This window comes from Bacillus sp. FSL R5-0709 (assembly GCF_038004785.1).
Lineage (GTDB): Bacteria > Bacillota > Bacilli > Bacillales > Bacillaceae_G > Bacillus_A > Bacillus_A mycoides.
The window spans coordinates 4,976,334-4,989,228 of sequence record NZ_JBBORT010000001.1 but is presented as its reverse complement, the minus strand read 5'-3'; the positions used below and the strand labels follow the sequence as shown (position 1 = coordinate 4,989,228).

The 12,895-nt window shown below is 37.4% G+C and carries 13 protein-coding genes; 8 read left to right on the top strand and 5 right to left on the bottom strand.

The window, feature by feature from the left end; genetic code table 11:
• The first annotated feature begins 13 nt into the window (after window positions 1–13).
• From MKX37_RS25745 to MKX37_RS25720, 6 genes are all read left to right on the top strand, one after another.
• Window positions 14–1,348 (top strand): MFS transporter, encoded by a 1,335-nt coding sequence (locus MKX37_RS25745; RefSeq protein ID WP_078421814.1) that lies wholly within the window; start codon window positions 14–16, stop codon window positions 1,346–1,348.
• Between the two features lie 249 nt (window positions 1,349–1,597).
• Window positions 1,598–2,782, top strand: a complete 1,185-nt coding sequence (locus tag MKX37_RS25740) for an efflux RND transporter periplasmic adaptor subunit (RefSeq protein ID WP_078421816.1) — start codon at window positions 1,598–1,600, stop codon at window positions 2,780–2,782.
• Window positions 2,779–3,459, top strand: coding sequence for an ABC transporter ATP-binding protein (locus tag MKX37_RS25735; RefSeq protein WP_002130002.1), 681 nt, complete (start codon window positions 2,779–2,781; stop codon window positions 3,457–3,459). Before MKX37_RS25740 ends, MKX37_RS25735 begins: the two co-directional genes overlap by 4 nt.
• Window positions 3,456–4,655, top strand: coding sequence for an ABC transporter permease (locus MKX37_RS25730; RefSeq protein ID WP_033731086.1), 1,200 nt, complete (start codon window positions 3,456–3,458; stop codon window positions 4,653–4,655). Before MKX37_RS25735 ends, MKX37_RS25730 begins: the two co-directional genes overlap by 4 nt.
• Window positions 4,656–4,782: 127 nt before the next feature.
• On the top strand, window positions 4,783–5,451 hold the full coding sequence (locus tag MKX37_RS25725) for a Yip1 family protein (protein ID WP_033731085.1): 669 nt from the start codon (window positions 4,783–4,785) through the stop codon (window positions 5,449–5,451).
• A gap of 213 nt (window positions 5,452–5,664) precedes the next feature.
• Window positions 5,665–6,135, top strand: a complete 471-nt coding sequence (locus tag MKX37_RS25720) for a sigma-70 family RNA polymerase sigma factor (RefSeq protein ID WP_078421817.1) — start codon at window positions 5,665–5,667, stop codon at window positions 6,133–6,135.
• 53 nt (window positions 6,136–6,188) lie between these two features.
• Here MKX37_RS25720 and MKX37_RS25715 read toward each other — a convergent pair whose 3' ends face one another.
• Window positions 6,189–6,695, bottom strand: coding sequence for a competence protein ComK (locus MKX37_RS25715; protein WP_078421818.1), 507 nt, complete (start codon window positions 6,693–6,695; stop codon window positions 6,189–6,191).
• Between the two features lie 194 nt (window positions 6,696–6,889).
• On the opposite strand from MKX37_RS25715, the gene MKX37_RS25710 reads away from it, so the two are divergent.
• A complete protein-coding gene (locus tag MKX37_RS25710) occupies window positions 6,890–7,288 on the top strand; it encodes a DUF4359 domain-containing protein (RefSeq protein ID WP_002034805.1) in 399 nt (132 codons plus the stop codon).
• 20 nt (window positions 7,289–7,308) lie between these two features.
• Here the strand turns inward: MKX37_RS25710 and MKX37_RS25705 are convergent, their stop codons facing one another.
• Both MKX37_RS25705 and MKX37_RS25700 read right to left on the bottom strand, forming a co-directional pair.
• Complete coding sequence (locus MKX37_RS25705; protein ID WP_002034804.1) at window positions 7,309–7,524, bottom strand: DUF2922 domain-containing protein; 216 nt, start codon at window positions 7,522–7,524, stop codon at window positions 7,309–7,311.
• 21 nt (window positions 7,525–7,545) lie between these two features.
• On the bottom strand, window positions 7,546–7,770 hold the full coding sequence (locus MKX37_RS25700; RefSeq protein ID WP_002016256.1) for a DUF1659 domain-containing protein: 225 nt from the start codon (window positions 7,768–7,770) through the stop codon (window positions 7,546–7,548).
• Between the two features lie 111 nt (window positions 7,771–7,881).
• Here MKX37_RS25700 and MKX37_RS25695 point away from each other — a divergent pair, with 111 nt between their 5' ends.
• Window positions 7,882–8,367 (top strand): VanZ family protein, encoded by a 486-nt coding sequence (locus MKX37_RS25695; RefSeq protein ID WP_078421819.1) that lies wholly within the window; start codon window positions 7,882–7,884, stop codon window positions 8,365–8,367.
• Window positions 8,368–8,466: 99 nt separating this feature from the next.
• Here the strand turns inward: MKX37_RS25695 and MKX37_RS25690 are convergent, their stop codons facing one another.
• Window positions 8,467–11,223 (bottom strand): DEAD/DEAH box helicase, encoded by a 2,757-nt coding sequence (locus tag MKX37_RS25690; RefSeq protein WP_002167367.1) that lies wholly within the window; start codon window positions 11,221–11,223, stop codon window positions 8,467–8,469.
• On the bottom strand, window positions 11,207–12,826 hold the full coding sequence (locus MKX37_RS25685; RefSeq protein ID WP_002129991.1) for an SWIM zinc finger family protein: 1,620 nt from the start codon (window positions 12,824–12,826) through the stop codon (window positions 11,207–11,209). The genes MKX37_RS25690 and MKX37_RS25685 overlap by 17 nt, the downstream gene beginning before the upstream one ends.
• Window positions 12,827–12,895: the final 69 nt, after the last annotated feature.

Genomic DNA, 12,895 nt, shown 5'->3' with positions numbered 1-12,895 from the left:
GAGACGAAAGAATATGTTTAAATGGCTTAAGCCAGCACCTGCAATTGAGAGGTTACCAGCGGATATGATCGCTAAAGTATATACATTACTGCGTATTCGTGTGCTAATGGGAATTTCAGTTGGGTATGCTGCTTATTATTTAGTTCGTAGTAACTTTACGTTATCAAGCACGTATTTAGTGCAAGAATATGGTTTTAGTACAGCTCAAATTGGACTACTAGGTTCAGTAATGGCGATTGTTTATGGATTTAGTAAGTTCTTTATGGGGAATTTATCAGATAAAGCTTTCGCCCAGCGTTTTATCGCAGTCGGATTGTTCTTATCAGGGCTTGTAAATATTTGCTTCGGCTTTGCATCTTCATTTGGGATGATCGTTACATTACTTGTCCTAAATGGTATTGTACAAGGAATGGGAGCACCACCTTGTAGTATCGTTATGACGAAATGGTTCTCGAAGAAAGAACGTGGTACGAAAACAGGTATTTGGAATATTTCACATAACGTTGGTGGAATGCTAGTGCCACCACTTGTTGGAATTGGTGTAGGTATTTTTGGTGAAAATCATTGGCAAGGCGGCGTGTTTATTTTCCCAGCGATTATCGCAATGGTAATTTCAGTTCTTGTTTGGATTAATGCGAAGGATACACCAGAATCTGAAGGTCTTCCTCCAATTGATGAGTATCGTAATGACTATGAAAATCTTGAAAAAGCAGATAATGCTAATAAGATGTCACCAAAAGAAATTTTAATGAAATATGTAGTGACAAATAAGTTCGTTTGGTATTTATGTATTGCAAATGCATTTGTTTACTTAATTCGTTTCGGTGTTATTAACTGGGTTCCGCTTTATTTAACAACAGTTAAAGGTTTTTCAAAAAATGAAGCACATGCTGCATACGCGATTTTTGAAGGTATGGCAATTCCAAGTTCATTAATCGTTGGTCTTTTAAGTGATAAATTATTTAAAGGAAAACGTATGCCATTATGTATTATGAGTATGGCTGGTGTTGTTGTTGGTACGGTTGTATATTGGCAAGCATCTAGCGTACTTGTTGTAAGTATTGCAGTTTCTATTATCGGTTGTTTAATTTACGTACCACAGTTTTTAATCGGTTTAAGTGCGATGGAATTAGTACCGAAATTTGCAGTAGGTACAACAGTTGGTATGTGTGGTCTGTTCGGTTATGTAGGCGGAAGTCTTGTAGCAAACGCAGCAATTGGTGTTATTGTTGATCGTTCTGGCTGGGATGGCTGCTTCATCTTACTATTAGCAGGCGGTATTTTATCAACAGTATTCTTATTTATCGTTCAACGTGGACATGAGAGAAAAGGTTCTAAAGTGGCGTAATAGTTTATTCAGAAAAGCGATCCAATCATTATTTTGGATCGCTTTTTTTTATATAAGGAAACCTTTCCTTAAAACTATCTTAAAAGATAGAATGTCATATTTCTAATCATTGGTATTTTTGTTACAATATAAATGATTGTGTAAAACTTTGTAAAATGAGTGTAACAATGTAAGTGGGGATTCAATTTTCCGAAAGTTTTATACAATTAAATATCTATTAAACTATTAAGGTATAAAAGGAGAGAGAATATGTTACCTAATACGGTTCGTACTCCAAACAAGAAGAAGAAATGGATTATTATCGGAGTTATTGCACTAATTGTTATTGTTGCAGCAGTTAATATTTTTGTTATGCAAGGTAAGAAGAAAGGTACGGCTAATACAGATGCTGTAAGTTTTGAGAAAGTGACAGAGCGTAAGCTTAATAATACGAAGTTAATTTCTGGTCAGGTGAAGCCAGGGAATATTGAAAGTTTTTATGCGGATCCGACTAAAGGAAAAGTGAAAGATATTGCGGTGAAAGAAGGACAAGAGGTAGAAAAGGGAACGAAATTATTCTCTTATGATAATGAAGAAATTAATCTTCAAATGAAGCAAGCTGATCTTGATCAGAAGATGGCTGATATGCGTTACGATCAAGGGAAAAAGAAGATTGATTCATTGAAGAAAGAAATTAAGAAGGTAAAAGATAGTGGGGCTGGGAAAGAAGTAACAGACCCGATGGAAGAGCAAGTAAGCGAATTAGAAATGGCACAAAAAACAACTGACCTTGAGAAAGAAAAAGGAAAGTTACAAAAAGAAGAGTTAAGTAAAAAACAGAATGAACTTACGATTTATAGTAATTTTACTGGTGTTGTACAAAAGTTAGATAAAGATGCAGCGCAAAGTTCATCTCAGGCATTAGGTGGTCAAGGGAAAGCATTTTTACAAGTTGCTTCTAAAGACCCGTTCCAGGTTCAAGGGACTTTAACAGAGCTTCAAAAGTCACAAATTCAAAAAGATCAAACGTTCACTGTAACTGCGAAAGCAAATAATAAGAAGAAGTGGACAGGTAAGATTACGGAAGTAAGTGAATTCCCAACGAGTGCAGAGATGGCTCAAGCTGCTGGTGAGGGAACTCAAAATATGTCTCAATATACATATAAAGCAAGTCTTGATAGCCAAGATGGTTTATCTCCAGGTTATCACGTTTCTCTGCAAGTAAATTTAGAGAATAAGACGATGATTGCTGTTCCAAGTAAGAGCATTGTAGAAAAAGGCGAAGATGCATTTGTTTATATTGAAGAGAAAGGAAAGCTTCGTAAACAAAATGTGAAAAAAGGTTCTACTGATGGAGACTGGACAGAGATTGTTGAAGGCGCAACAGTGGGGCAAAAGGTGGTTAAAAATCCTTCCGACGACGTGTATGACGGAATGGAAGTGAAAGAGAAATGATTACGTTAAATAATATTGCTAAAACATATTATCAAGGAAAATTGGCAGTGCCGATTTTACATGGTATTAGTTTAACAATTCAAAGCGGTGAGTTCGTTTCTATTATGGGACCGTCTGGTTCTGGTAAATCAACGCTTATGAATATTATCGGTTGTTTAGATCGTCCAACAGAAGGTGAATATATGTTGAATGATGTGAATATCTTAACAGCAGACGAGTCAAAACTAGCTTTAATTCGTAATGAATATATCGGTTTTGTGTTCCAGCATTTTAATTTACTGCCGCGTCTTTCCGCAGTGGAAAACGTTGAACTTCCGCTCATCTATGGTGGGGTGAAGAAAGCAGAGCGTCGTCAAAGAGCTCTTGAAGCGCTGGGGAAAGTTGGATTATCAGATAGAGTACACCATTTGCCTAGTGAATTATCGGGTGGACAGAAGCAGCGTGTCGCTATTGCGAGATCGATTGCAAATAATCCAACGTTTATTATGGCCGATGAGCCGACAGGTGCACTTGATACGAAGTCTGGTGCACAAGTTATGGATATTTTCACGAAGCTAAATGCAGAAGGTACGACGATTGTTATGGTTACGCATGAAGAAGAGGTAGCAGCGTATTCTTCCCGTCGCATTGTACTGCGAGATGGGAAAGTTACAGAAGATAGAAGGTGTGCAGTATGAGTTTACTAGATAGTATGAAAATTGCCTTATCGTCTATTTTAGCTCATAAACTACGCTCAGCTTTGACGATGCTAGGGATTATTATCGGTGTAGGCTCTATTATTACCGTCGTTGCGATTGGGCAAGGCGGGGAAGCTGCACTGAAATCCCAATTTGTTGGATCAGGTAATCAAACGGTACCGATTCATTATAGTGCCGATATGAATGATCCTTTTGGTATGGCGATGGTAGAAGCACCGAAGATAACTGAAGAAGATATTTTTGAAATTAAAAAAATTCCAGATATCGCACATGTTGTAACAACAAATTCAAGTATGGAACCAATTGATATTGAAGATAAAATAGAAATGGTGAGTATTACTGGATTAGACAGTGAGTATTTTTCAGTAAATAAAGTAAAGTTGTTAAAGGGACGTTCTTTACAAGAATCAGATGTGGATCAAGGTAATAATGTTGTCATGATTAGTAAACAAATGGAAGATAAGGTGTTTAAGGATGCTAATCCAGTCGGTAAAATTATTGAAATGAAGGGGCAACCGATGCAAATTATCGGTGTCTACAAATCAGATAACGAATTTATGGGAATGGGACCATCAGAAGCACTAGTTCCAATTTCATTATGGCCGACACTGTATGGAAAAGATGAAATTCAAAATATTTCTGTTCAAGCAAAAAATGTAGATAATTTAGAAAAAGCAGGTAAAAAAGCTGCAGATGTCTTAAATAGTCGTAAACCGAGTGATGCAACTGGTAAATACGAGGTTATGAATTTAAAAGAACTTCAAGAAGGTATTTCAAAAATGACTAATATTATGACGATGATCATCGGCGGTATCGCTGGTATTTCATTAGTCGTTGGTGGTATCGGTGTAATGAACATCATGCTCGTATCTGTAACAGAGCGTACACGTGAAATTGGGGTGCGTAAGGCACTTGGAGCAACACGTAGTAAAATTTTATTACAGTTTTTAATTGAAGCAGTTATGTTAACACTTCTAGGTGGTTTAATCGGAATTGGTCTTGGATATGGCGGGGCATATATTGTTTCCACATTTGCGAAATGGCCACCACTCGTTTCTTGGGAAGTTGTCGTTGGCGGCGTACTATTCTCTATGACACTTGGTATTATTTTCGGATTAATTCCAGCAAACAAAGCTGCGAAATTAGATCCAATTGAAGCACTTCGTTATGAGTAAATTATTAGTGTAGTAGAGAAGGGGTTCTCTACTACACATTGCCGTTCTAGTGGGCGGTTCGTAGCCTCAAAATGAGGATGTGAACCGCCCGTTAGAACGGGTTATATAAATAGAAGGAGGCGTTATAATGGAAGCGAATTTGAATACGCAAAAGGTTGAAGGAGAGAAGCCATCATTATTTGGAATGATTACTTCTCCTGGTTTACAGTTTGAGAGAATGAAGACGAGTAATGCGGTATGGGGTGCATTTTGGATACTTGTTTTATTAGGTGGACTTGTTGCAGGCCTTGCTGCTTATGTGTACTCCCTAACCCCTGAGGCGATTAAGATGAATAAGGATTTGGGTGTTAGCGTTACACCTATAATTTCGTTTGGTACGGGTGCAGTATTTGGTGCTATTGGTATGGCGATTAGTTTCTTTATTAGTGCAGTAGTGTATAAAATATTTATGATGTTAATGAGCAATGATACTTCTTATAAGAAATTATTAACAATCAGTGTGTACTCAAGCATTATTTCATTACTTGGTTTATTAATAAACACAGTTTTAGCACTTGTTTTAGGCGGATCAGGACAAGAAATGTATACTGGTTTAGGACCGATTTTCGCTTCAAGTGGTGGTGTTGCAAAAGGTATTGCAAATAATATTGAAGTGTTCACAATTTGGGGATTTGTTATTACATGGTTAGGTCTTCAAATTACGGCTGGTTTAAGTAAAAAGAAAGCAACAATTCTTATGGTTGTCTTCTTTATCTTAACTATTGGATTTGGTGCGGTAAAAGGTATGTTCCAATAATAAAATAAAAAAGGTGACTCTTTCTAGAGTCACCTTTTTTATTTTTACCCCTATTGCAAATACCCCAAGTAGAATTTCAAATACTGCCTAGTGTAATTTCAAATTCCGGCAGTAGTATTTGAAATTACCCACAATGAAATTTCCGTTCTCATTTTATATTGTAGAGGTACCGCGGAATACTAAAGAGGTATACCTTTTAGAAACGGGCACTGTGTGAAGCCAGCGACTTTTGCAGATACGGTTGTTTTGTATGAAGGTATGATTGTAAATCAAATAAAGAGGTTAAATATTTACCAAGATTATGAAGAGTATTATCAATGTGGTTTAATTGGTCTTTGGCATGCCTATGAAAGGTATGAGGAGGAGAAAGGGAGTTTTCCTGCTTATGCGGTTGTAACGGTACGTGGTTATATATTGGAGAGGTTGAAGAAAGAATGCGTAGTGCAAGAGAGGTATGTATGCACCGATGAGTATGAGGAACGATTTGAGTATGAAGATGCAGGAATGAGAGCGAAGGACTTTATGAGTGTGTTAGATGATAGAGAGAAGCACATCATTTCAGAGCGGTTCTTTGTAGGGAAAAATATGGGGGAGATAGCCGATGAAATGGGGATGACGTACTATCAAGTGAGATGGGTGTATCGACAAGCGCTTGAGAAAATGCGAGATAGTGTAAGGGGATAAGAATAATAAGTAGAATGGAAGGCAAGGAAATATTGCGTTCCATTCTATTTATTTTAAGGCAGTAAATGTGGCAAGAGTTTTTTTGAGTGTAGTGAATCTTTCATGTTCATTCGGGATAATACATGTCCAGCTTTCAAAAATTGTTGCTGTAACTTATGAGAACCTATTTGTATTGTTATGGTAGTTCCGTTAAAAAAATGAATGTTAGCTTTGTTAGTTTTTTTGGAAAACTCTATCTCATCTATATGGTTATAGAACAACCAAATGCAGCTTGGAGAAGAAGGAGATTCTGTTGGGAAAACGCAAATATATTCTTTGTGATTAATTGGAATTGGAACATTTTGTTTGAGCTTAAAGTTTATTTGGACTGCATGACGTCTACCTTGATAAGTAGAATGAACATGTGTTAGACAAGATTTCTTTATGAGTTGGATAGCTGTTTGGCAAGAGTACAGAGGGTTTCCGCTACTGTCGATAATTTTTGTCCGGTAATAAGGGTGTTTGCAAGGTTCGAGCATCATTGTAGAACTAGAAATAAAAATATCATTCTCATTATCCATGATTCTAAAATCCTCCCTTATAAAAATTATTATTCCGAATATAATTATATACGAATTATGTAAAATTATTATTAATCTTTTGTTTCGTATTGTAAATTTTTACGGTTCGTTTACAATCAATAGATGATAGTCTTTCTAATTTGCATCGCTTGTACATATATATGAAAATAGAAAAGAGTAGGCGGTGATATAGCATGAAGAAAAAGTATATTATTATGGCTCTAGCTGTTGTTCTCTTAGTTTATTTAGCAAACAGTAATCCGGGTAAGGGAGAATATACGGATTGGGCAGCAAAACAATTTATGAAGCGTAATGATGTGAGTAAGAAGCTAGAAGAGGTTGAGAAAGAAAACAAAGAGGGTATACTTGGCGACTTAGCATCGGCGGGAAAGAAATTAGCAAATAAGTATGTTGAACCACAAGTTGGATTATTAATTGAGCATTATACAAAGCGAAATGATTATATTTTCTTCTCAACATATACGACAGAGTTTGATTTAGGCGGAGAGAATTATAAGTATGTTTGTGTTGGTTTTTCAAACATCTTTATTCCAATTGAAATGCCGAAGAAAAAAGACGAATCTGCAAAATAATGCAGATTCGTCTTTTTGATTTACGGAGTGATTTGAACTTCAGATACGTTTTTTTCTATGAGGCGAGCCCCTTTTTTACGAGTATTTTCACTAATGGACGAAAATACAGATGAAGAAAGAATGGTATCCATTACTTGATTTACGACTAGTTCATTTACTGGTGTGATGGGATTTTCGATAGAAAAGGCAACTGTTTTTCCATCTTCTTTCACGAAAATTAACTCTAGTACTTGCATGTTTTATTCCCTCCTTTTTAATTATAGATTAGAAAGATCTGACGTGCTTACAAGTTGTACAGCGTGAAGTGATGATTGTTGTAGTGAAGCAAGAGCACGTGCTACTTCATGTACTTTTCCTAAATCTGCATTTGTTTTCACACGTTTGAATTGTTTGTTCTTAAAAACTGTTTTACCGTTTTTGTCTAATCCTCCGTTTAATACAAGGCGTAAAGTTAAATCCATTACGATTGTTTCAACTGCCATGTTTATCACCCCCTTTCACTTTATAAATAGGGTGTAAATGTCATGTTTTGGCGTGAAATTTTTTCTTTTTTTTGGTACTCTTAAAAGACTAAGAGAGGGGTTTTCGGGAGAATGAATCGTAAATGGTTATTTTGGATTCCTGTATTACTATGGATGGGGATTATTTTCTATTCTTCAGCACAGCCATATAAAAAACAGGATATGCGCTCGGATATTGAGCAATATATAAATGTTGAGTTTGTGAAAGAGCATTTTTCATGGGTATCTATCGATTATGGGGGAGGTACACCTGTTAGTATCGCAAATAAAGGTGTAGGTGGATTTGTTGAGTTTTTCCTTCGTAAAGGTGCTCATTTTATGGTGTTCTTTATGCTCGGTTCATTGACGTATTATGCTTTTTATCGATCGGGTTATTCGAGAAAAAGGTGCTTTGCATACGCCTTCCTTTTCGTTGCGGGGTATGCAACATTTGATGAAATTCATCAATGGTTTACAGGAGACCGTACACCGATGTGGCAAGATTCATTGCTTGATACGTGCGGCGGGTTAACAGGAATTATAATAAGCAATTGGTTTTGGCATAGAAAAAGGAGCTAATCTCAGTTAGAGATTTGCTCCTTTTTCATTTATCCCGCTATTTGTGGGAATAGAAACATCCATCTTATCCCGCATTAACTGCCCGTAAAAGCCTTCACTTTATACGCCAAGTAATTCTTTTAGTTCGTCGGTTGATAGTTCGGTCATCCAACTATCGCTTGTAATGACAGCGTTGTTTAATGATTGTTTTCGTTCTAACATTTCATCAATCTTCTCTTCAAGTGTTCCCGTTGTAATAAGCTTATGAACGTGAACGAAGCGTTTTTGACCGATGCGATAAGCACGGTCTGTTGCTTGGTTTTCTACAGCTGGGTTCCACCAACGGTCATAGTGAATGACATGGTTGGCAGCGGTTAAGTTTAATCCTGTTCCGCCGGCCTTTAACGATAAGATGAAGATGTCATACGTTCCGTTTTGGAACTGCTCAATCATCTTGTCACGCTCTTTCTTCGGTACGCTCCCGTTTAAGAAGAGGACGCGCTGACCGAATGTTTCTTCTAACATACTTTTTAGCATGTTCCCCATGCCAATGTACTGAGTGAAGATTAAGCAACTTTCATTTTGGTCTTTTATATTTTCGATGAGCTCCATTACCGTTTTTGTTTTCATAGAGCGCTCGACGATATTTTGTGGTTCTTCTTCTTTCAAATAAAGGGCTGGGTGATTACAAATTTGTTTTAGCTTGTTCAGCATAAGTAATATAAATCCGCGTCTTTCAATTCCGCTTAATCCTTCTACATTTTGTAATGTGTCTTGAACAAGTTGTTCATATAAGGAAGCTTGTTCGCCAGTTAGTGGACAATAAGCTTTCTGTTCTTGTTTATCTGGTAAGTTTAATGCGACCGTTTGATCTTTCTTCGTACGACGCAGTAAAAACGGCGAGATAAACCGCTGAACTTGCTGGATTTTTCCTTCATCGCGGTCCTTTTCAATCGGTGTGACGAAGCGGCGCTGGAATTGTCCTAAGCTTCCGAGATACCCGTGATTGATAAAGTCGAAAATAGACCAAAGCTCAGCAAGTCGGTTTTCCATCGGTGTACCGGTTAAAGCAATTTTGTGATTTGCTTGTAGGTTTCTTACTGCTTTCGACTGTTTCGTATGTGGGTTTTTTATATTTTGTGCTTCGTCTAAAATAACAGCGTCCCAGCATAACGTACTAAGTTCTTCTTCATCAAGCTGAGCTAATGCATAAGAAGTTAATATAACATCTGCTGATTGAAGAAAATCTTTAAATGACTCATCCTTAGATCGGTTACTTCCATAGTGTAACTGAACACGTAAGCTTGGTGCGAAACGCTCAAATTCTTTTTGCCAATTTCCAAGGACTGATGTTGGTGCCACAATTAATGCAGGACCTGTTTGGAGATTGTTTTCTTTAGCGTATAGTAAGTAAGTTATCGTTTGAATACTTTTTCCGAGTCCCATATCATCGGCTAATAATGCTCCAAATCCAAGCTTTCGTAAGTATAGCAACCACTCAACACCGTGTTGTTGATACGGGCGGAGTGTTGCTTGTAGCGAAGATGGTACATCTACGTTTGGAATATCTCCAATGTGCAGAAGTTTTTGGAAAAGCTCTTCGTAATATCCATCTAGTTCGATTTCAATATCGGTAAACGGACTATCGTCTTCTACAATTTCTGTTTCTGCCGTATTAGATAAATGTTGCTGCAACACATCTTTCATTTCAAGTCCATATTTATCGGCACGGTGCATTAGTTTTTTTACTTCTTCAATAAAGGCAGGATCAAGTCTCATCCATTGACCATTTAAATTGAAAAGACGTTTGTTTTGTTCAACGAGTTCGAAAAATTCGCTTTCTGATAAATCAATTCCGTCCGTTGAAATGCGCCAGTCGAAATTAACGAGCGTATTCATGCCGAAGAAAGACTGTGTTTGTGCTGTACTTTGCTTCAGCTGTACACGCAACCTCGGTTTTGTTGCTTTTAAATTTTGCCACCATGATGGTAGTAAAATTGTAATACCTGCTGCCAGTAATTCATTACTTGCTTCGGTTAAGAAGTTCCAAGCTTCCGTTTCAAAGAGTTCTTCTCGGAACTTGTCGTCCTCTTTTAGCCACGGTACGAGCTTACTGAATCCTTCTTGTGTTTCAAGGATACGTTCTTCGTAATCGTGCCATCGTTTTGGTAAGGAATCGATACTTTCATATACATATATGCGATGTGCACCACGTTTTGGTGTAACGATTGTTTCAAGCTTCCACATTTCAAGTTCTTCTTGCGGTTCTTGTAGTCTTAAGCCGACTGTAAATGGAAGATCATCTTCAATGTAACCAATTTTTCGAAGCCAATCCTCTTCATGTAGTGCTGCTTCCAATTGCCTTTTCGTAAAGTCGTAATGTTCGTATAGTCTCTTTGCATCTTCCCATCCGTCATTTGAGCGAGCATCTTGCAAAATACTTTCGTTCACAGCGGCAGAGAAAAGAGATGCTAACATGTCATCTTCAATTGAGGTATTCTGAACTTTCCAAGATGGCTGCTGAGACCAATGCTTCATGTCAGGTGCGAAGCTGCCGCTGACGAAAGCGTCCCATAATTCACTTGCGTCCTTTGTAAGTGCCGTAATAGGACCGTTCATTTGCATATTTGCAAATGAATTCATCGGTTTATTTGCGATGTATTCAAATGCCTGTGCATTCGTTAACATAACGCCTTGTTTTCCCTCATACGTTGCTTCTTTTAAAAACGTTCCGTAGAAAGAAGTAGAGTGCCATGCGAATGCATTTTTTTTCCAAGTTGCTACGGATAAGAGCGTACCGCTATCATCTTCTCCCCAAAGGAACCAACCTTGACTAACGTGCTGGAGCCTAATTGTTACTTCAGTTTGTATGATCATCGATTAATTTTCCTCTCCGTAATTCCTCTTGTAGTGCACGCAGACGTGAATGTAAGTTAGCGATATGAATAATGAAAGCATCCCATTCATCAGTTCGTTTCAGTCGTTTATAAAGCATACGTAATTTCTTTAAGTAACGAACGGCACGTTTATATGATTTGCGATTTCGCTCTTCAATTGCTTCCATTGCGGCATGGTGATAAAGAGGAAGTGCTGCTTCGGGCGCTTCTTTTTCAATATCTTTCAATGGTTCTTTCAAAAGTTCGATTACTTCGAATCCATATAAGAGCTGAAGTTCCGTCCATGCATGGTATTGTTTCTTCGCAAGTACATATTGTTCATAATTTGTGAAACTATACGGTAATAGTTCTTGTAAAATCATTTCTAATCCCGCTTGTTCATTCGTATGTGTTGCATATGTCTCATACATCATCACAAATAATCGAACGATATCTTGTATGAAGACGGTATTTTCTTGTTCCGTTATCGTTTCTTTTACTTGTTTATAAGTAAAGGAAAGCCAATCTTTCCCGCGGTCCCACTCCATCGCACTTAATAACTCTTCTAACCAATAGAAGTAAAGGCTCACAACAGAAGAAGGCTGTTTTTCCAGTAATTCCATTGCCGATACATCTTCACCGTTTAAAAAGAGCAGGTGAGAAGATGCTAATGCTTTGGAAAGTGGATTGATTTTAGTATCGATTCGTTTTTTTTCTTCTTGTAGCTGCTCCTCTGTTCTTAACAGTTCACCCCATACGTGACGATAAATGAAGAATCGCTCTTGTGTATAGGCATCGGTAGAGAAGAATGATTCATGTATGAGCCGCGCTGTTTCTTCTAAAATCGGTTTGGATTCTTCTGGAATCGCCTCTGTTTTTAGGTCCCTAACGGTAGATTCAACTTTATCAACGAATAGGCGAACGACGTTAACTGGTTGGTGATAAGAATATAGTTTGTTTGCTTCAAATTCTTGAATTTCTTCTAATAATTTTTGAAAGCAATAAAGTGCCGCGTGCAACTTAAATAATTCATGAATAGCAACGATGCGCGGAGCTTTCCGTTCTAATTTTGTATAGAAGTCTGTAAAAAGACTCATAAGAAAATACATTTGTTTATAAGTGAGCCGCGCTTGTTCTTTTTTAAATGATTCATATTCATTTTCAAAGTATGTTTGCCAACTTTTATAATCCATTTCTTCAAAAGCTGATGATTGCAATACTTGTCGTGCAGTTCGAATAGGAGGAAGAGAAGGTTTTGTATTATTTTTGAATAAAGTTAATACATCTCCTACTTGCCCAAAACTAGAAGCTGCAGATAGTAACACAGCAAGCATATGCTGACATTGCGTTGGCGCGAAGCAATCGCAATAGCTTTCAGTGACATTACGAATCGGAATGTGAACACTATATACACTGCCTTCAGCATTTACAGTTCCGGATAGCGTATAGCCATCAAAGTCAACGTTATAGACAACACCACTACGATATAGTTGCCGAGCTGTAGCGACATGCTCTTGATCAGCAACTTGCTGTGGATCAAGCCCTTGAACGAACTCATTCGCAATCATCATAATTTCATCTTTCGTAATTGAGTCTTGCAGCATAATATTCCTCCGTACACAGATTTCTTTCCTTTACCATTATAAACAAAAAATGCTCAAAACAGAAAAAAT